Annotated in this window: 14 protein-coding genes and 1 tRNA gene; 10 read left to right on the top strand and 5 right to left on the bottom strand. The window is 56.2% G+C overall.

From position 1 onward, the window contains the following. Positions 1-29: 29 nt before the first annotated feature. Positions 30-2,783, bottom strand: a complete 2,754-nt coding sequence (gene secA, locus MY069_RS10215) for a preprotein translocase subunit SecA (protein WP_482793679.1) — start codon at positions 2,781-2,783, stop codon at positions 30-32. 173 nt (positions 2,784-2,956) lie between these two features. Here secA and MY069_RS10210 point away from each other — a divergent pair, with 173 nt between their 5' ends. From MY069_RS10210 to MY069_RS10190, 5 genes are all read left to right on the top strand, one after another. Continuing rightward, positions 2,957-3,868 carry a peptidylprolyl isomerase gene (locus MY069_RS10210; RefSeq protein WP_482793678.1) on the top strand — a complete coding sequence of 304 codons (912 nt, stop codon included), beginning with the start codon at positions 2,957-2,959 and terminating at the stop codon, positions 3,866-3,868. Beyond that, positions 3,865-5,115: a bifunctional glutamate N-acetyltransferase/amino-acid acetyltransferase ArgJ gene (argJ, locus tag MY069_RS10205; RefSeq protein ID WP_482793677.1), complete on the top strand. Its 1,251-nt coding sequence runs from the start codon at positions 3,865-3,867 to the stop codon at positions 5,113-5,115. The genes MY069_RS10210 and argJ overlap by 4 nt, the downstream gene beginning before the upstream one ends. Further along, the gene (gene mutT, locus MY069_RS10200) at positions 5,112-5,519 is read left to right on the top strand and encodes an 8-oxo-dGTP diphosphatase MutT (protein ID WP_482793676.1); all 408 of its coding nucleotides are present in this window, start codon (positions 5,112-5,114) and stop codon (positions 5,517-5,519) included. Before argJ ends, mutT begins: the two co-directional genes overlap by 4 nt. Before the next feature lie 3 nt (positions 5,520-5,522). Beyond that, on the top strand, positions 5,523-5,711 hold the full coding sequence (locus MY069_RS10195; RefSeq protein ID WP_482793675.1) for a Flp family type IVb pilin: 189 nt from the start codon (positions 5,523-5,525) through the stop codon (positions 5,709-5,711). Between the two features lie 78 nt (positions 5,712-5,789). After that, positions 5,790-6,959 (top strand): epoxide hydrolase family protein, encoded by a 1,170-nt coding sequence (locus tag MY069_RS10190; RefSeq protein WP_482793674.1) that lies wholly within the window; start codon positions 5,790-5,792, stop codon positions 6,957-6,959. Here MY069_RS10190 and MY069_RS10185 read toward each other — a convergent pair. Further along, entirely contained in the window at positions 6,956-9,112 is a 2,157-nt protein-coding gene (locus tag MY069_RS10185; RefSeq protein ID WP_482793673.1) for a penicillin acylase family protein, read from the bottom strand. The genes MY069_RS10190 and MY069_RS10185 overlap by 4 nt on opposite strands. Beyond that, on the bottom strand, positions 9,109-9,801 hold the full coding sequence (locus MY069_RS10180; RefSeq protein ID WP_482793672.1) for a VOC family protein: 693 nt from the start codon (positions 9,799-9,801) through the stop codon (positions 9,109-9,111). Before MY069_RS10180 ends, MY069_RS10185 begins: the two co-directional genes overlap by 4 nt. 90 nt (positions 9,802-9,891) lie before the next feature. Here MY069_RS10180 and MY069_RS10175 point away from each other — a divergent pair, with 90 nt between their 5' ends. The 4 genes from MY069_RS10175 (at position 9,892) to panD (ending at position 12,681) form a co-directional block, all read left to right on the top strand. Then, a complete protein-coding gene (locus tag MY069_RS10175) occupies positions 9,892-11,052 on the top strand; it encodes an alpha/beta hydrolase family protein (protein WP_482793671.1) in 1,161 nt (386 codons plus the stop codon). 42 nt (positions 11,053-11,094) lie between these two features. Further along, positions 11,095-11,853, top strand: coding sequence for an SIR2 family NAD-dependent protein deacylase (locus MY069_RS10170; RefSeq protein WP_482793670.1), 759 nt, complete (start codon positions 11,095-11,097; stop codon positions 11,851-11,853). Continuing rightward, positions 11,850-12,128, top strand: a complete 279-nt coding sequence (locus tag MY069_RS10165; protein ID WP_482793669.1) for a hypothetical protein — start codon at positions 11,850-11,852, stop codon at positions 12,126-12,128. Before MY069_RS10170 ends, MY069_RS10165 begins: the two co-directional genes overlap by 4 nt. Positions 12,129-12,315: 187 nt before the next feature. Continuing rightward, positions 12,316-12,681: an aspartate 1-decarboxylase gene (gene panD / locus MY069_RS10160; RefSeq protein ID WP_482793668.1), complete on the top strand. Its 366-nt coding sequence runs from the start codon at positions 12,316-12,318 to the stop codon at positions 12,679-12,681. A gap of 63 nt (positions 12,682-12,744) precedes the next feature. Here the strand turns inward: panD and MY069_RS10155 are convergent, their stop codons facing one another. After that, complete coding sequence (locus tag MY069_RS10155; protein ID WP_482793667.1) at positions 12,745-13,575, bottom strand: SIMPL domain-containing protein; 831 nt, start codon at positions 13,573-13,575, stop codon at positions 12,745-12,747. 106 nt (positions 13,576-13,681) lie between these two features. Between MY069_RS10155 and MY069_RS10150 the strand changes: the two genes are divergently transcribed. Next, positions 13,682-13,758, top strand: a tRNA-Ile gene (locus tag MY069_RS10150). A 74-nt stretch (positions 13,759-13,832) separates the two neighbouring features. On the opposite strand, the gene MY069_RS10145 is transcribed toward MY069_RS10150, so the two are convergent. Next, positions 13,833-19,763, bottom strand: coding sequence for an autotransporter domain-containing protein (locus tag MY069_RS10145; protein ID WP_482793666.1), 5,931 nt, complete (start codon positions 19,761-19,763; stop codon positions 13,833-13,835). Between the last annotated feature and the right edge of the window lie 34 nt (positions 19,764-19,797).

The raw sequence follows: 19,797 nt of genomic DNA, 5'->3' as shown, positions 1-19,797 counted from the left end.
GTCTTCATTATTCCGGATTACGGCTCGGTTTATGCTTTTTGCGCATCCGCCGTGAGCGCTCCGTGACAATGTTTGTACTTTTTACCGGATCCGCATGGGCATGGCGCGTTGCGGGGCGTGTTGGCCCAGCTTTCTTCGGCTTGCGCCACCATGGAGTGCGGCGCTTGCTCGGCCACGTTTTGCGGTGTTCCAGGACGCTGATTGACGCCGGTATCTGGATCCAAGCTGGTTTCAAACGTTCGCTGTGGCGGGGTCGGAACAGGGCGTGGCTGTGGCGGCTGAACTTGCGCCGTCATGAGCCAACGGGTGACTTCCAAACGCATCTCTGACAGCATGTCATAGAACAGTTTGAACGCTTCTTCTTTAAACTCGTTGAGCGGGTTGCGCTGGCCGTAAGAGCGCAAGTGGATCACAGACCGCAATTGATCGATCTGCTGCAAGTGTTGGCGCCAACGGCCATCAAGGACTTGTAGCAAGATCTGTTTCTCGATCATCCGGAATTGGCCATCCGCGGCCAAGTCTGTCTTCTCATTATAGGCTTTGGTGGCAGCCTCTTCGATCCGTTGCCCGATCTCGACATTGGCCACGCCTTCTTCGCCAGCCCATTCTGCAATCGGCAGCTCGAGGCCAAGCAATTCTTTACAGCGCTCAGTGAGGCCTTCGGTATCCCAAAGCTCAGCATGCGCTTTTTCTGGCATGTGGTGCGCAACAATCCCGTCAATCACGGACTCGCGCATGCCTTCAATCTCGTCGAGCACGCTTTCGGCGCGCATGAAGTCGATGCGCTGCTCAAAGATCACTTTACGCTGATCATTGATGACATCATCATATTTCAGAACATTTTTCCGAATGTCGAAATTGCGGGTCTCGATTTTCTTTTGTGAGGTCTCGATCGCCTTGTTCATCCAAGGGTGAGTGATGCCCTCGTCTTCTTTGATGCCGAGGCCCTTCATGATTGAATTGAGACGTTCAGCCGCAAACACGCGCATCAGGTCATCATCCACCGCAATGAAGAATTTCGATTTGCCCGGGTCACCTTGGCGCCCAGTTCGGCCGCGCAGCTGATTGTCGATGCGGCGGCTTTCATGGCGCTCTGTCCCGAGGACATAGAGCCCGCCAGCTTCCAGCGCTTTTTTCTTCGCGACTTCAATCTCGGCTTTGATTTGATCGGTGATCAATTGCAGCTCGCCCTCAGATGGCTCGCTGCCGGTTTTCTCGACATGCTCGTGCACAGCTTTCGCAACGCGCATGTCCAAGTTTCCGCCGAGTTGAATATCGGTTCCGCGACCCGCCATATTGGTCGCCACAGTCACCGCGCCGGGCACACCCGCGTCGGCAACAATTTCAGCCTCTTGAGCGTGGTGTCGCGCGTTCAGGACTTTGTGCGGGATCTTCGCGGCGGTCAGATAGGTCGAGACAATCTCAGATTTTTCGATTGAGGCGGTACCAAGCAGAACTGGTTGCCCCTTGGCGCGCGCTTCACGAACTTCTTCGACAATGTCTTTATATTTCGCCGCAGCGACGCGGTAGACGACATCATCATCATCGATCCGCTGGATCGGCTTATTGGTCGGCAGCTCAAACGTCGCCAGCGAGTAGATATCGCCAAACTCGGACGCTTCAGTCATCGCCGTACCGGTCATCCCGGCCAGCTTTTCATAGAGACGGAAATAATTTTGGAATGTGATCGAGGCCAGCGTTTGGTTCTCTGGCTTAATGTCGACATTCTCTTTGGCTTCGATGGCTTGGTGCAGGCCTTCCGACAAGCGGCGGCCTTCCATCATCCGGCCAGTAAACTCGTCGATCAGCATCACCTGATCGTCTTTCACGATATAGTCTTTATCGCGATGGAACAGTTTGTGCGCTTTCAGCGCCTGGTTGGAATGGTGAACGATTGAAACGTTTGCCGGGTCCCAGAGCGAGCCGTCTAGAATGCCCTCTTCATTGAGGCGCTCTTCCATCTTTTCGAGGCCTTCCTCGGTGAAGACGACAGACCGCATCTTTTCATCGAGATCGATATCCTCATCGTCCAATTCAGGAATGAAGCGGTCAATGGAGCGATAAAGTTCAGACCGGTCATCGGTTGGGCCAGAGATAATCAGCGGCGTCCGCGCTTCGTCGATCAGGATCGAGTCAACTTCATCGACAATTGCAAAGGCGTGTCCGCGCTGAACCATCTGATCCAGCGAGTACTTCATATTATCGCGCAGATAATCGAAACCATACTCATTATTGGTGCCGTAAGTAATATCGCAAGCATACGCCGCGCGGCGATCTTCATCCGACATCCGGCCGCCGCCGGGCACTTCGCCGCGGATCACACCCGTGGTCAGACCTAGGAAACTATAGAGCTTGCCCATCCACTCCGCGTCGCGAGACGCAAGATAATCGTTCACGGTAACAACATGCACGCCTTCGCCGCGTAGCGCGTTGAGATAGACTGGAAGCGTCGCAACCAAGGTTTTGCCTTCGCCAGTCCGCATCTCTGCAATCGCGCCATTGTGCAAAACCATGCCGCCAAGCAGCTGCACATCGAAATGGCGCATGCCAAGCGCGCGTTTCGCGCCTTCACGCACAACCGCAAAAGCTTCGTCTAGAATGTCATCTAAAGTGGCGCCGTCGGCTAAACGCTTGCGAAACTCATCTGTTTTCGCGCGCAGGGCCTGATCCGAGAGCGCTTCAATCATTGGCTCAAGCGTGTTGATTTTCTGCACCCGGCGGCGCAGGGGCTTCAGTTGGCGATCATTTACAGAACCGAAAATCTTCTGAGCTAGGGACAACATCTAGGAAACTACCACGCTGTTTGAATTAACCCCAGAAATCATAAAAAACTTTCCGAGGTGTGGACGCGTCAACAAATGCATCCAAAACTGATCTCTCGACCATTGTCTCAAGCGGACTTAAGAACGCCACCGAGCTGTGTCAATTAGCCGAAAGCGGCAAAGGAATTCACATTATGCAAATGAACCGTCATTCGTTCGGCCTCGCCGGAATTATTGGCCTTGCACTGTTCAGCTTGACTGGCTGCGATCCACAATCGGACGTGCGAACCGCAACAGTTACGATTGATAGCGAAACCGCCGCGCTGGTGAATGGCGAGCCGATCTATATGATCGATGTCGAACTCGAAGCCGTCGCCCAAGGTCAAATCGAACCCAACTCGGATTTTGGTCCTGCCAATCCTGAGTTTCATCAGATCTTGGATCAGTTGATTGACCAACGTCTCTTGGCCCAAGAAGCCGAGCGGAGAACCCTCGATCAAAACCCTGAAGCCTCTCGCCGATTAGCCGCGGGACGGGAACGTCTTTTGGGAAATATTCTAGTTGAGAGCCTGGTCGCCAATGAGGTCACCGATGACGCGATCGACCGGATGTATGAAGAGCAGGTGAAGCTGCAACAGCTTGATGATCAAGTGCGGCTGCGGCAAATCATGGTCGAAACAGAAGCAGATGCCGCCTCGGTTTTTGCGGAGTTGTTGGCAGGACGCGATTTTGCTGAAGCGGCTTTGGAACATTCTCAAGACGTCCGCACTCGGCTCGAAGGTGGTGACCTTGGCTGGGTCAGCCCAAACGATTTGGCAGATCCCTTGCCGGCGCGGATTGGCGATACGGTGACCGGCGAAGCGTCCTCACCGTTTGAAACCGAAGACGGTTGGCTAATCCTAAAAGTCGATGAGCGCCGCACCACACCGCCAAAGACCAAAGCCGAAATGCGTCCGGAAATCATCACCTTCCTGACCTTCACTCAGATCAGTGACATTTTGAGAGAATTGCGCGCCCGAGCCGATATTCGCCGGCGTGACCCGGCTGAATATCTCGAGGACACCGAGCCCAATGACAGCGCAGCAGACGAAACAGAAACGCCATGAATTTGACCCCGTCCCCATTTGCGCCGGCTGAATTTCCGAACCTTCCAGCGGTCCTGGGCGTCCGTGCCGCGACCGGCTCGCGCGGATTCTATGCCAAACGCGGGGTCAACCGAGATGATGTCTTCTTATTTGAATTTACGCCAGGCACCACCTGCGCTGGCGTGTTTACTCAATCTGCGACCGCATCTGCAGACGTCCATTGGTGCCGTGATGCACTGGCGCGGGGCAAGGGCAAAGCGACTGCGCTGGTGGTAAACTCCGGGAATTCGAACGCATTTACCGGCCCCGAAGGTGTCTTGAAAAATGACGCCACACTAGCCGCGATGGTAACCGCGCTTTCGGCGGAAAAGAACCATTGTTTCCTCGGCGCCACCGGTGTGATCGGTGAACCACTCGAGGATGCCAATTATGTCGGCAGCATTGTTCCCGAACTTTCTGAGGCACTCGCCGCCCCAGACTGGGAAGCCTGCGCCAAAGCCTTCATGACCACCGACACCTATCCCAAAGGCGCCGGATTTATCCGCGACCTCGATGGCATCCCGACCGCCTTCTCGGGCATTGCCAAAGGCTCTGGTATGATCGCGCCAAATATGGCGACCATGTTGGCTTACGTCTTCACCGACGCCGCGATTGCACCAGCGCTTTTGGATGTCGCACTACGCGAGGCGTGCGGGTTGAGTTTCAATGCCATCACCGTTGATAGCGACACCTCGACCTCTGACAGTCTAATGGTGTTTGCAACCGGCGCGAATGGCGCCCCGCCAATCGAAACCGAATCCGATCCAAGGTTTGCTAGCTTCAAAACTGCCTTGAATGAGATCTGCCTCGACTTGGCCTTGTCGATTGTCAAAGACGGAGAAGGCGCGAGCAAGTTCATCACGATCGGGGTCGAGGGCGCAGACTCAGATCGATCGGCACGGACGATTGCGACCGATATCGCGAACTCTCCTTTGGTCAAAACTGCACTTGCGGCGAATGATGCCAATTGGGGCCGGGTGGTTATGGCAGCTGGAAAGTCGGGAGAACCAGTCGATCAAAACCAATTGTCGATTTGGTTCGGCGACGTTCAGGTCGCCGCACAAGGCGCGCGCGCTCAGGATTATGACGAAGCCCGCGCCACGGCCGCTGTTTCCGAGCCAGAAATCTCGATCCGCGTCAAAGTTGGAAACGGGCCGGGTAAGTCGCAGATCTATACGTGCGACCTCACCCACGCCTATGTCGACATAAACGGAGCCTATCGCACGTGAAGATCGTCTATGTCGCCGCCGCCGCGATCTTTAACCCAGAAGGCAAAATCCTCTTGGCCCAACGTCCAGAGGGAAAATCCATGGCGGGACTGTGGGAGTTCCCTGGTGGCAAGATAGAATCCGGCGAGACGCCAGAGCGTGCATTGGTGCGGGAGTTAACAGAGGAATTGGCCATTACGGTTAGCGAAGATGACCTCGAACCGATCACATTTGCCAGCCACGCTTACGAGAGTTTTCACCTTTTTATGCCACTTTATGCCGTGAAGAGATGGATAGGGACGCCGCGTCCAACTGAAGGACAAACACTCGCTTGGGTCGCACCGCAAGACTTGCACAGCTACCCAGCACCGGCCGCCGATATCCCACTTTTCGACGCGTTATTGTCTGGGGATAAAGAGCTATAAATCATGAGCACACTCTACAAAAAAACACGGGACCTGTTGCAAAATGAGTCCGGCGCGACTGCGGTAGAGTATGGTCTTCTTCTCGCGTTGATGACGCTTGCTTTAATCGGTGCCCTGAACGCGACTGGCGACGGCGCCGCCGGTAAATGGGATGATAATGCCGATCAAATCGGCACAGCGATGGACAACTAAGAGGCCAAGCTCTCGCGGCGTTCTCCCTTGACCTAAATCATTTGCGCGGCACCCTCCAAACAGACGCGGAGGGTTGAAATGAGCGCACCAACACCATTTAAAATCGATATCCCACAGGCAAAGCTCGATTCTATCCGAGCGCGCGTGGCGGCCTATCAGTGGTTTCCTGAACCTGCAGGCCTGCCCGAATGGGCGCTCGGCATGTCGACGCCAGTCCTAAAAGATATCCAATCCTACTGGCTCGACACTTATGATTGGCGAGCGGAAGAAGCGACGCTCAATCAATATCCGCAATTCATTGCCGAGATAGACGGCTTGCCGATCCACTTCCTTCACGTGGTCGGCGAGGCGCAAGGCAAGCGGCCTTTGCTACTGACCCATGGCTGGCCGGGATCTGTGTTTGAATTCTATGACTCGATTGGCCCTCTCGCCTATCCAAGCCAGCATGGCGGCAAAGCCGAAGACGCGTTTGACCTCATCATCCCATCTCTGCCCGGCTATGGTTTTTCCGGAAAACCGAAAGCCCCAATTGGACAGCGCGCCACCGCCAAGCTTTGGAACACGCTGATGTGCGACATGCTTGGCTATGACACTTATCTCGCGCAGGGCGGAGACTGGGGCGGCATGGTCACCTCTTGGCTCGGCCTCGACCATGGCACCGTAGATGGCAAAGGCGGGTGTGAGGCGATCCATCTCAATATGATCGGCCTGCGCCCGAATCCAACCCTCCCGCAATCAGACGAAGAGAGCGATTGGGTTCAGCGCGCGCAAGCGGCCATGCAAGCTGAGGGCAGCTATTTGATGCAGCAGGCGACCAAGCCGCAAACGCTCGCCATGGCACTGATGGACAGCCCGATGGGCACCGCCGCTTGGATCTTGGAGAAGTTCAACACTTGGACAGACCTCAAAGGCGGCAGCTTGTTTGATATCTATACGCGCGATCAATTGCTGACCAATTTGATGATCTATTTGGTCAATGACGCGATCGCCACCTCGGTTTGGTATTATGCCGCATTCTTCGCTGAGGGCGGTGCGACGCTGCCAGAAGGTGTGCGCTGTGAAACACCCACTGGCTTCGCGAATTTCCCAGGCGAAACGGTCTACTTTCCACCGCCTCGCTCATGGTGTGAGCGCGCTTATAATATCACGCACTGGTCCGAGATGCCGCATGGCGGTCATTTCGCCGCGATGGAAGCGCCGGACTTGTTTGTCGAAGAGATCCGCACCTGGGCGCGAACGCTAAGCTAGCGGCCAGGCCGATACGTCCGCGCTGCATTGGCCTCAACATCTTCGCGCGTCAGCAAAGCTGGGCGCCATTCTTCGGCCGCGAAGAGCGGCGCTTGATCGGCATAATGCGGGGACGATGCATCCAAAGTCGCGGCGCCATATTGGTGGATGACGTCGGCGCGCTGATTGCCCTCAGCGTCCCATTCCACCAAAGCGATCCAGGTATCGCCTGCGTTGGCCCTTAAGATCCCGTCTTCGCCAATCTCTACCGGATAAATCGCCCGCAAGATGTCCGGGCCGCCGCTGACCGGAAGGCTAACATCGCCGCGCACAAGGCGATTGATCTCACCCCATTCCGGATCGATCCGGCCATAATGCGTGTCGAGATAGGTCACCGCTTGGCGGAACGCATCGGCTGGTGTCGGCGCTGGAATACCGGTCAGTTTTTCAGTCACCGCATGGATGGTGGTGAGCACACCCAATGCTGCGTGTCGGTCGGTTTTGCCGGTTCCATAAGACCAAGCGGCCAAATGATCTGCGGCTGCCTGTAAGGCTGGATCGGCGCTCCAATCCTTCGCCAGGACAGCTTTAACCGTGCGGTCGGCAACCGACCCTTGCGCGTAGGTATTGTCGAACTTCAGTGCGAGCAGCGCCTCGCGCGTCATCGGCGTTGTGCCATCGGTCAGCTCCATGATCCGGAGCGAGCGATTGGTTTGATCGGTCTGCAAGCCCATTGAGCGTGCGAATTGTTCTGGGCGTAGATTGTCTGGCCCATCGGTGGCGCTAAACGGTTCATTATTCGCGTCAAAGACAAGCCCCGATTGCGGGTTTCGCAAAATCGGCACGCGATCATAGGGCAAATAGTCCTGCCAGATCACGTCCGAGCGATCGCCCGGCATATCTTTGGTCCAGTCCCAGCCCGCCGCGCGGTCTGGATATTGGCCATTATGGATGAGGGCCACGACGCCATCGCGATCGGCATAGACATAGTTCAGAGCCGGGACGGCATGGATCGCCATGGCGGCGTAAAACTCATCCCAATTGCGGGCTTTTGCCGTGCGCATACGCTGCTCAGTCTGGCGCATGGCGCCCATGCCCGCATAACGGATGGCATAGGTGCCGGTTTTGGTGCGGATGGCGGGGCCATGTTCAGAGGTCAGCACTTCACGCTTTGCCGGGAATGCAAACGGCCCCCAAAGTTTGACCGCCAGGTCCGCGGTTTCCACTTCCAGATCGCGCCACTCACCATCCAACCGGTACTGGTTCGGATCATCCGGATTGATGGTCAGCACATAGACATCCGCCAAATCTGGCTTGCTGACCGTGTTGGCCCAGCCGAGATAATTGTTGAAGCCGTGCAAGATACTCGGAGACCCCGGGAAAACCCCGCCATGAATGTCGAGGCCCTCTTCGGAGACCATATGCGCTTCCCACCAGGCCACGGGTCCCGTCATTGGTTGGTGCGAGTTGATGACCAGCCGTGTGGTGTCATCGCCTGAACGTTCTGGCGCAACCGCGAACGCGTTCGAGCCGCGCGGCGGCGCGGTTTTAGGTCCAATCAGCCAAGCCCCGCGCCCTGAACCCGGATCGAGGGAAATGCTCTGAACCCGCTCGTCATTATAGACGTCCAAGAGCGTTTCATCGAAGCCATAAAAGAAAGGCGTGCGAAACAGAGAGCCCGCGAAAATATCCTGCGGCTTAAACGGAAGCAGCCCTTGCCAAGTCTCGTCCAAATGCTCTGACGCATAGAGGTTCAATCCATCAGCATAGGCTTGCGCATAGGCTTTTACATCGGCCGGGACCTCGCTTTCATAGCGTTCATCAATCGTGTCCCAGACATTTAAAAGCTCGACCAGGTAATCAGTCCGGGCCGCATTCGCGCCTTTATATCGGCCAAGCACACCGCGGGTCGCGGCAACGGTTTCCTGGATTGTTTCATAATCATCTTCAGCATGCGCATAGGCCAAGCCGAAGGCCGCATCATTATCGGTTTTGCCGTAAATGTGCGGCACGCCCCAAGTGTCGCGAATGATCTCAACATCATACTGAGCCGCTGCTGTTGAGAGGTCCGCCGCGCTCGGATTTTTCGGCAGCGGGTCCCAGGTATAGACCCCAGCACCAATCACCAGGAGGCCAAACAGGGCGACAGCGCCTAACGCAATTTTTTTGATCATTGATTGTCTACTTTTACCGGAGGGTCAGCATAGGATGCGGTTTGCCAAATCACCTCATCGGGCGCTTGCAGCAGCTGCCTATACATCTCTTTCGGATAGGCTTGATGCGGCTTGTCTGGATCATAAGGCGGTTGTTTCACGCTGCCGCCTTCTCCCGCATAGGGGTCAGGCGCCATAGATTGCGCTGCTTCTTCAGCGCTGATGCCAACCTTCTCAAGAACCGACGGATCGACCCAAGCTTTTTGGTCAATCTCAGCGTCAGACGTTGCAACTTCCAAAGTCATGTTTTCAGGGCCGCCAAAATAGATCGATTGGCACATGCCATGATTGATCGGACCGATGACATTGACGCCTTTCTTTCGGATCCGGTCGCGGATCGCAAGCAATTGGTCCGGCGTGTCGACTTTGAAAGCAAGGTGCTGCATCGTGCCAGCCGCGCTCGGGCCAGCCCCAGTGCCCGAATGGGTGACGCCCATCTGCACCGGAATGTCATTCACCGCTGGCAATTCAACAATCGAGAAATAGCAATGGTCGTCTAAATGCATAAAGGCGTGGATCCCGCCGGGCACGCCATGCATGTCGAATATCGCTGAGAGTTTACACCCCAGAACATCGGAAAAGAATGCGATCTGGCTCTTAATGTCGGCTGACATGATTGCCAGGTGGTGGATACCGGTTGCTTTGATCATCCACTTGCTCCCTTGTCTTTGCGTCATACTGGACTCGTCGGTAGAAAGCGCCAAGTCTTCACCCTGCGGGAGGCCAGATGGAGGTAAGCCATGGTCGAAGTGATCCGAGAGCCCTATCTGGTGCTGCATCAAGAGACGTCTGGCTTCAAAGACGTGTATGGTGGCGCTGGCGGCACGGTGGTCGTCGAATGCATGCATATACGGCCCAAAGACGGCACGTCCAAAACCGTAATCGTGTTTTCGCACCCAATCGGTTCTGGGGCATTCCTGCCGTTAGTGTCTGCGCTGGCCTATGCCGGACATCATGTGATTTATTGCAATCCGCGCTATCGCGGCAATGACACTGCCCTGATTATGGAAAAATGCGTCGCCGACCTTGGCGCCTGTTTAAAGCATGCGCGCGAAAAGCTCGGCTATGAGGCGATCATCCTCGGCGGCTGGTCTGGCGGCGGGTCGCTGTCCCTCTTCTATCAAGACCAGGCTGAAACGCCGACCATCACCCACACGCCTGCGGGCGACGCGTATGATTTGGCCAGTATGGGCTTGCCGCCTGTGCAAGGCATCATGCTGCTCGCCGCCCACATTAGCCGCGCGATGACGCTCACTGAGTGGATCGATCCGTCCATCGCAGTCGAAGCGCGGCCCTTCGCGCGCAATCCAGAGCTCAATATTTACGACCCCAAAAATCCCAATCAGCCAGCCTATACGCCGGACTATGAAACCCGTTATCGCACCGAACAAATTGCTCGCAATCGCCGCATTACGGCCTGGGTTCAGCAAACACTAGAAGACCTCCGGAAAGCCGGCGAGGTGAACGCGGAACGCGCCTTTACGGTGCACGGCACGATGGCGGATTTGCGCTGGACCGACCCGACTCAAGACCCGTCCGATCGTCGCCCGAACACGTGTTATTTGGGCGAGCCAAAAGTCGCTAATGATGGCCCGGTTGGCCTCGCGCGGTTTTCCACGCTTCGCTCGTGGCTGAGCCAGTGGGGCTATGACACGACGAATGCGACAGGGCTTGGCAATGCGGCGCGGATCTCCTGCCCTGTGCTGGTCATCAACAATACCGCAGATCTCGCCTGTACGCCGAGCCATGCGCAGCGTCTGTTCGATGCCGTGGGACATGACGACAAAGAAACTCACGATATCAAAGACGCCGATCATTATTATATCGAACGGCCTGATCTGTTGCCGGAAGCGGTGCGGATCTGCTCGGATTGGTTGGAAAGAAAAGGCTTTGCAAATTGATTTTGAGTTGGCCTTTGCCTCCGCCTCAAGTAGCGTTCGGGTATGAATGAAGCTGCGATCTTAGCCAAACACATCGACGCCGCCGATCGCGTGGTCGTGTTCACGGGTGCGGGCATCTCGACGGAGAGCGGCATCCCCGATTTTCGCTCGCCTGGCGGGGTTTGGTCGAAAATGCAGCCAATCTATTTCCAAGATTTTGTGTCTGACCGTGAGGCCCGCCGGGAGGGTTGGCGGCGCGTGTTTGAACGCACCGCGGGCTGGGTCGGCGCAACCCCAAATGCCGGGCACCACGCAATCGCGAAACTGGTCGACATGGGCAAAGTCACATCCGTCGTGACCCAGAATGTCGACAATCTACACCAGGATGGCGGGGTGCCGGACGAGAATGTGATCGAGGTCCACGGCAACGCCTCATATGCCAAATGCCTGAATTGCGGGAAACGCTATGACTATGAAACCCTCCGCCCGCGCTGGGAAGCGGACGAAGATATTGTCTGCGATTTCTGCGCCGGGCTTTTAAAGTCGGCGACGATCTCTTTCGGCCAAGCCATGCCGGAAGACAAAATGGTGTTCGCTGAAAGTGAAGCCGTCTCTTGCGATTTGATGATCGCGATTGGGTCGTCTCTGGTCGTTTATCCCGCTGCGAATATCCCGCTTATCGCGAAACAGAATGGCGCGAAATATGTCATCATCAATCGCGAAGAGACCGAACATGACGTCTATGCAGATTTGGTGATCCATACCGAAATCGGGCCGCTTTTGCGCGAGACGATGATGGAATTAGGCACACCGCTGGAATGAGTGACGCTTGGCGAGACGCGCTCACATTCGCCGCCCTTCCTGGCGCTGCGCGGGTTCGCCTTGAACGGCGGTCTTATGTCGAAGATGGAACCCCAACCATTGACTACCGCCTCACCTCTTTCTCGGCGGACGGGGAAACGCTCGGAGATGATCGCGATTATGATCTCCTCAAAGCCGCCATGCGCCCCCTGGAAATTCTTGCGGAAAATCACGATCACAAAGATTTGAGGATCGAACTCGACTTGCAAACAGGGACCCTGTCCGGCTTCGATTAGGGTTAAAATACCCAATAATTTCAATTGCCTGCTGATGGTGCGATTAGCCCCCTTCCCCCGCTTCCACTTTTATGCTTTTTGCGCATTTCTTGCACTGCACAATAACCCTTTACCCAAGGGTAGGCAGTACCCATATATGCATAGCAGGCGGGGCCTGCCACGTAGATTTCGATAGGGAGGGCGAGCTTTGCTGGTCAACATGTTGAAAGGTAAATTGCACGCAGCGACCGTGACGCAGTGCGATGTATATTATGAAGGATCGGTCTCTATCGACCAGGATTTGCTCGACGCCGCGGGGATTTTGCCGCACGAGCGTGTCGACATTTGGAACATTACCAATGGCGAACGGATCTCCACCTATGCGATTGAAGCCCCACGCGGCTCTCGCACGATTGGGATCAATGGCGGCGCCGCCCGCAAATTTGCGCTGGGCGACCGCGTCGTCATCGCAGCTTTTGTCCAAATGGAAGCCGAACTTGCCCGCCAACATCAGCCGCAAGTCGCGCTGATGGACGAGCATAATGAGATCAAAACGCCAAGCGCCGCCTATTAAGCAGCGCCCGGTTTTGAGGGTAGAAATGTAGCGTTTGAAAGCCCGCCTATTTGGCGGGTTTTCTTATTCCGCGGTTTTGCGAAGCTCAAACGTCACATTCACACTGACCGAATAGCCAACTTCTCCGCTGGCAATCGGCGTCGAACTTTCCGCACTGCGCGCCTGTGCCATCATCGCCATGGGTTGCGGACTATAGCCGCCACTCTCAGAGATCGTGACCACACGCGCCACTTCATAGCCAGACGCCGCCGCATACAGTTCCGCGCGCGCAATCGCTTCTTTCATGGCGATATCGCGGGCCGCATTTTTCGCCGCCCGATCATCTTCAAGCGCAAAGCGGAGGCCGCTAAACGTGTTGCCACCCGCGCTCACCAGCGCATCCATCGTCTCACCCAACGTGTCCAGGTCGCGCACACGTACCGTGAGCTGGTTCGAGGCTTGATACCCGGTGAGGCGCGGCGGCTGGCCGGATTGACGGTTCGAATAATCATATTGCGGTTGCAGCGAGAAATTCGAAGTCTGCATATCCTTGCGGTCGACATTCGCTGCTTCGAGCGCTTCGAACACGCCATTCATGGCCGTCGCATTGGCCGACATCGCGGTCTGCGCGGTTTCGCCCTGGGTTTGTACGCCCGCATTCAAGAAGGCGATGTCCGGCTCGCGGTTGACCGAGCCTTCCGCTGAAATGCTCAGCGTGGTCTCGGGCTGGATGGAGTTCGGATGGCTTGTCTGAATGGGATCAGCATTTGGCGTCACGGTCGGCACGGGCGCAGCATCTGACCCGGTCAGTGACGTCCCGCCAACATCCTCTGGTCCGCCGCCGCAGGCCCCAAGCACAAGCATTGCTGCCACCATGGATCCGCCCACCAAATTGCGTTTCGATCTTATCTTCATCTGGTCCCTCCTTGAGACTGTTGAAAAACTTGCAGTCTCTATTCAATTGAGCCATTGCGACGAGAACAAGTCTAGCGTTTTATGCTAGCGTTCATGTTGAGAACATGGGCCTGTAGCTCAGTTGGTTAGAGCGGACCGCTCATAACGGTCTGGTCGGGGGTTCAAGTCCCTCCGGGCCCACCATTTCTTTTTCATCCAATCAAAAAGGCCGCAGAGGATTGCTCTGCGGCCTTTTGGTTTTTGCATCGCGCGCGGGGTTAGAACCTGAACGTTACCCCGGCCCAGCCAGCGTGTTCGGTGAAATTGTCGCTGCGTGTGGTGTCATAGCGGATGTGGCCGAATATGGAGTCGGTGAATTCTACTTTCGCATCGGCACCGACCACGACCCGGTCGCTGTCCAATTTGGCAGAGCCGGGGCGGAACACCGCGCCGGGGACGACCAAGCTGGCGGCACCCGTAATATCCGTGTCGCCAGAGACGTTCTCCCAGAGCACTCTGGCGCCGGTTTCGATTTGCATGTCGCCAAACAGGGTCGCGATATAGCTGCCTTGCGCGCCGGCCCCGAGCAGGATTTGCTGCGCGGTTTCGGCCTCATAGGTCAGGTTCAAGATCCCTGCCCCGCTCTCTTTGAACCGGTTATAGGTGCCGGTGGTCAAGTTTGCGGTGATCAGCGGGCCGAAACCGACGCCTTGCGGCGCCTCACCCGACCACATCAAGTCATAATAGGCTTCGGTCTTGAAGCTTGAGGCTTTGCCTTCGGTTTCTGCTACTGCGATGGCCGGGCCGCTTGGCATCACGAAGACGCGTTGCAGATCATAATCCTGCCAAGCGTGAGAGGCTGCAGCGGCGAGGAAGAGCGCGTTCAGCTCAGCGTTTACAAAGCCGCCCAGATGCACGCTATCGACTTCGCCGTGCGAGAAGCCGCTATCGAGATCGGCCTCGGTGAAGCCCGTCGACAGACCAAACAGGATCGGCATGCCATTCTGCACAAACAGGTGCTGGGCGCCGAAGCTGAATCCAGACGTGCCGCCATCCCAACCATATTGGTCATCGGAATTGCCGACATCATATTGGCCGCCCAGTCCGGTGGTCCAGAAGCTCCAATCACCATTCGTCATGCCATTATGGCGTCGCTGCATGAGATTGTCGGCGAACAAGTCGCTGGCAAACATGCCGGCCATCAAGGCTGACGGCGCGAGCTCTTTTGGCGACAGGAGCGGCTCTTCAGGCTCTGCCGGCTCGACCGGGTCGACTGGTTCTTCGCCACCAGGGTCAGGATTTGGTTCAGGTTCAGGCGTTGGCTCGGGCTCGGGCTCAGGCTCGGGCTCGGGGTCGGGCTCTGGCTCGGGCTCGGGCTCGGGCGTAGGATCGGGGTCCGGCGTTGGGTCTGGATTAGGATCCGGGGTGGGATCTGGTCCGGGCGGAGTTGGCGAGACGGGCGCCGCTGGGATGTTCACAATCGTCGCTGTGTTGCCGCTCACATTGACCGCAAAGTCTACGTCCATCATGTTATCTGTAATGGTTGCGAATTTGCCTGTGACGCCCATTTGCGCGTTTAGGAATTCATAATCTGTCGCTGTGTTTGGCAAGGAGAGAATAATGATCTCCAAGGTGCCGCCAAGGGAGGCGGTTCCGGAGATATCGAAAAAGTCGCCACGGCCGCGCTGGCCATCATATTCAATCGGGAGTGCCCCGGTCGAGCCTTGGGTGAAATTCCCGGTGAGATTGAACCGGCCTGGCGACGAGCCGATATTCAGCGTGCCATCATTGACGAGATTGCCGGTAAAGAACGACCCATCTCGAGCATTCAGCACAGCACCCATGGCGATCATGCCGGTGGCCGCCTCAAGCGTGGCGTTCTCGGCCAGGATGGTCGTGCCCGTGTTGAAATTGGCATTGCTCCAGCCGGTATGCGTGCCAGCCAAAGTGAAATTGTCGCCATCGAAATTGATGATCTCAAATTCTTGGATCGAGTCATTCGTGCCGCCAGAATTGGTCAGCGTTTTGGCCGTCATGCTGGTAATTTTGACCGTATCGGTATTATCGCCGCCAAACACGGTCGCGCCTGGGCCAATCGTGCCGCCAAAACTGAACGTGTCATTGCCGGTGCCCATCAAGACATCGGCCAAGACTGAGCCGTCGAGCTTCAGTGTGTCTGCGGTTATTGCCCGTTCCGTAACGTTGGGAAGAGGGTTCGTATCAACGCCTTCAAATACGATCGCACCGCCGGCGGTCGCAGAAACCGAGCCGTCACTGGTAATCGTAACATTGGCGCCTGCGCGCGTCATGATCTCAACGGTGGGTTCATGCGAGTTGGTCGATTGACCATCCACAGCCCCGGTTATTGTCAGATTTGTGGCTTCGGTTCCTTCGTTACGGAGCTCCACCGTGGAATAATAACCGACAGTTGCGCCTGTGACATCGTTCACCGTGACGTCGATCGCACCAGCGCTTGCGCCCTTGGATGTGATTTCCAGCCCTTTATATCCCGCTGTAATTGCGCCGGTGACGTTTATATCAATCACGCCCCCTTCGCTGTGTGCAGCAATCCCGGTTGTGCCCGATGTAATGTCGCCAGCGCTTCGGATGGTGATATTTCCGGCGCCGCTGTCAGCATCAACACCGCGCGCCGCAGTCGACTCGACGGCGCCCACAAGATTGAGATTGATCGATCCGCCGTCACTTTCAGCACGGATGGCGGTGTTTTTCGCGCTGACATCGCCGATTGCGGTGCCCTCTATCGTCCCGCCCATATTGATGTCTCCGTCGCCGCTATAGGCATACAGACCCGCATAGTTTGGGCGTGGACCATAAAGAGGATTATTCGGGTCCGTATATAAAGTCTGCCGAGGGGCAGACACATTTTCAATTGTGATATTGCCGCCACCGCTTTTGGCATAGAGCGCTTTTCCAACAAAATCGTCCAGCGCACCGGGGGGAAGGCTCTCAAGGGCGCCAGCCCCGCTGACAGTCCCAATGTTTCGAATCTCAATATTCCCACCAGCGGATTGCGTCACGAGGCCCGCTAATACGTTTCCAGACACCTGCGCTAAGTCTTGAACGGTGATATCGCCATTATTGGTTTTCAGAAGCGCACCGACGCCCCGTGAACCGACACCTCCGCTGCTGGCGCCAGACAGCGTAATCGTTTCGCCATCCTCCGTCGTTTCTAGGGTCGCACCGATGGCCCCCCCTGAAATTGAATAGCCGGCCTCGACATTGACCAGGATGGACCCTGCACCTTTATGTTCGACGTCGAGCCCTGTTTCCCGTGCTTGAACAGACTTGTTTGCGTTAATGGTGACATTCCCGCTACCATTGGCCTCCACATCAATGCCGGTTTTACCGACGCGAATGCGATCATTCGCTGTAATATTGATGGCCCCGCTCATGTCGCCGCCAAAAGCTTTGATTCCAGTTGTGGTGTTGCTTCCGTATGGGAGGGTTTGATCGAACTCATCTGAAACAATCGATGCCGTTTGTGGGGCAGCAGGATCGAATGGCAGCGCCTCGGTCGTGATCGTCAAATCGCCGGTGTAATTCTTAGCGTCTATCCCGGTGTCGGCGTCGACGATGCGGCCGCGTAAAGTAATGTCGAGACCAGACCCGCCATCATTCTTGCCATAGATGCCGCGCGTACTGCCCCCATTGAGCACGCCATCAGCTTCAATCGTCGCGGCGCCCGTGCCATAGTGTTTTAAGTGGATGCCATCTGTCTTTGCCGTGATGTTTCCAGCCGCCTTGATCGTAGACGTTCCGGTCCCGCCTTTATTCTCGGCGAAGATGCCCGAGCCACCCGCATTAATATTGCCGTTCGCCGTGATGGTGAGATTTGTGGTGGAGGCGGCATTATTAACTTTGATCCCATCCTTATTCATGCCTTTGGTGGCATTGACCGCTCCTGCGGTAATCGTCGTCTCGCCAGCGCCGTCATTCTTGGCGTAAATAGCATGGTCGCCAGCATCGACTGTGCCGGTCGCTGTGATACTAATGTCTGTGCCGGACGAGGTATTGGCGGCATAGATCCCATATCCATATGTGGTCGTGACCGCAGCCGCGTTGATGGTCGTCTTGCCGCTGCCCTGATTCCAGGCGAAAATGCCCCGGTCGGCAGCGTCAACAAGGTCCGTCGTGGTGATGCTGAGATCTGTGGCATTTGCGTAATTGCGGGCATATAGGCCGTCTTTGCCGGAGGATCTGATGGCTGCGGCGTTAATCGTGGTGGCGCCTGTGCCGCGATTCTTACTGTTAATCCCAACAACGCCCGCCTCGATCGCACCGGCGACCCGGATATTGACCGCCCCGCCATCGCTACTTGCATCGATGCCGGTACCGGTGGTGAAGATATCGCCAATCGCACTGTTCGGGTTGGTGTCGTCGGCGCCGATATTGATGCTGCCCGTGCCGCTAATCGCGCGGATGCCATTGGCGCTGCGGATATTTGCCGTGGTCGCGTCATTATCGTGATCAAACTCAGGAATAGCGACATTCTGGATCGAGATATCATTGCCGTCGCCAGTATACGTGTAACTGCCGGTTGGATCACTAGTGTTTGAATCGAGAATTGGTTGACGCTGCCGCGCATCGGCATCAATCGCCCAGCTGCCTTCGCTGGTGACGCTGTCTATGTTCTGGATCGTAATCGTGCCGCCGGATGAGCGCGCATAAATGCCCTGCTCTGAACCGCCGGCGACATTGGCCAGGTTCTGAATCACGATCGGGCCGTTATTGGCGATCTCTTCGATGCCCTTCGCCGAGCCAGAGATACTGCCATAGAGTTTGCCGGTCGTCTGATCGACATAGCCCTGGATGGTCGAGCCAACGCCATCCGCCGTGGTGATTAGCGAGACCGCATCATAGGCGTAGAATGCGCTATAGTTGTCGGTAATGCCATTGCTGATGATCGAGCCATTTTTGCCGAGCGTGATCGAGGCGCCTTGCCGACCGCTATGCGCAGCCAGGATGCTTTCTTGTCCTGTTTCCACCGCGCCGTTGACGGTGATATTAAGCTCTGACGTGCTGGCGGCGGTTTTCGCATCTATGCTGGTGCCCTTCACGGCAGAAATATCGGTAACCGTGATGTCGGTTTTGCCCGTGCCATCATGGCGCGACTCGATCGCCGCTCCGCCACCACCAATCGTTATCCCCATAATATCAAGTGGCAGGGAGGTAATTTTACCCGAAGCGGTGATGATTTGATCGGTGGTATTGGCGCCGTTGCTGACCGCAATAAGAGGCGTGTTCGAAACACTTTGCCTTGTGATCGGTCCGTTAAGTGTGACCAAGGTTTGTCCCGCAGCCGGGTTGTTGGCCAGGTCCAAAGTCTGGCCATCATTTATAATCTCGGCAAGCCTAGCCTTATTCCCATATACTTCGCCCAGGGTCACTTTGACGCCATTTACATTGGCTTGACCGTCAACGACGAGCGGTCCTTGGGCGAGCTTCGCAATATCGACATCGATTATGCCCGTACTATTACTCACAGCACTGACCGTTCCCGTGATCGACCCCGTCGACGTGATCTTCAAATCGCCATTACCGCCTACAATATTTGCACGCACTGCATTGTCGGTGGCGTTTGGGTCGTCTGGATCATAGTCTCCAGCTTTGATCGCGCCACTATTGGAGAGGGTGAGGTTCCCATCGGTCGTTTTTAGATAAACAGCCTGGCCGCGATTGTCGTAATTGCCACCATACGGAATACCAATCGTGCCATCTGCGGGCGTTTGAACTTGCGAACCCGCATTAATGGTCAGGCTTTGATGACCAGCTCCATTCAGGCTGATCGCTGGGGTCTGGCGGTTACCCGACGCTGGCAGCGATGCAGAGACATGCGTCTGGGTCGTGCCATCGCCGATGATGACGCTGGCATTGCTTGCGGTTGAGTCGATCGGATCGATAACGCCTTGCATGTAGTCCTGCACGCAGGTGACGGTTTCGTCATCGTCGAAGTTTCCATTGCCGCTGGTCGTTGGATCGTTGGGATTGTCATCCATACAGCCATTCGGCGGCAAAGCTTGCGCCTCGGCGCGTACGCCATAGAAGCCTCCAGGCGCGACTAAAGCAATGATCCCGGCCGAGGCAGCGAGCATTAATTTATTGCGCAGGGGCGCCTTGGGTGACTCGGCCAATGGCTGGGTGTCAGACTCCGCGGGTGACGCCGGATGACGCTTAAGTGACTTCTCCATGAGACCCCTCTTTCCAGGCAATTTCTTGTCTGGG

It is taken from the genome of Hyphomonas sp. ske169, assembly GCF_056850855.1.
This window is presented reverse-complemented; position numbering and strand designations above follow the sequence as displayed.

Bases quoted from the DNA above. Each gene is read 5' to 3' on its own strand.
- secA (WP_482793679.1), bottom strand. From the start codon at position 2,783: ATGTTGTCCCTAGCTCAGAAGATTTTCGGTTCTGTAAATGATCGCCAA.
- MY069_RS10210 (WP_482793678.1), top strand. From the start codon at position 2,957: ATGCAAATGAACCGTCATTCGTTCGGCCTCGCCGGAATTATTGGCCTT.
- argJ (WP_482793677.1), top strand. From the start codon at position 3,865: ATGAATTTGACCCCGTCCCCATTTGCGCCGGCTGAATTTCCGAACCTT.
- MY069_RS10195 (WP_482793675.1), top strand. From the start codon at position 5,523: ATGAGCACACTCTACAAAAAAACACGGGACCTGTTGCAAAATGAGTCC.
- MY069_RS10190 (WP_482793674.1), top strand. From the start codon at position 5,790: ATGAGCGCACCAACACCATTTAAAATCGATATCCCACAGGCAAAGCTC.
- MY069_RS10185 (WP_482793673.1), bottom strand. From the start codon at position 9,112: ATGATCAAAAAAATTGCGTTAGGCGCTGTCGCCCTGTTTGGCCTCCTG.
- MY069_RS10180 (WP_482793672.1), bottom strand. From the start codon at position 9,801: ATGATCAAAGCAACCGGTATCCACCACCTGGCAATCATGTCAGCCGAC.
- MY069_RS10175 (WP_482793671.1), top strand. From the start codon at position 9,892: ATGGTCGAAGTGATCCGAGAGCCCTATCTGGTGCTGCATCAAGAGACG.
- MY069_RS10170 (WP_482793670.1), top strand. From the start codon at position 11,095: ATGAATGAAGCTGCGATCTTAGCCAAACACATCGACGCCGCCGATCGC.
- MY069_RS10165 (WP_482793669.1), top strand. From the start codon at position 11,850: ATGAGTGACGCTTGGCGAGACGCGCTCACATTCGCCGCCCTTCCTGGC.
- MY069_RS10155 (WP_482793667.1), bottom strand. From the start codon at position 13,575: ATGAAGATAAGATCGAAACGCAATTTGGTGGGCGGATCCATGGTGGCA.
- MY069_RS10145 (WP_482793666.1), bottom strand. From the start codon at position 19,763: ATGGAGAAGTCACTTAAGCGTCATCCGGCGTCACCCGCGGAGTCTGAC.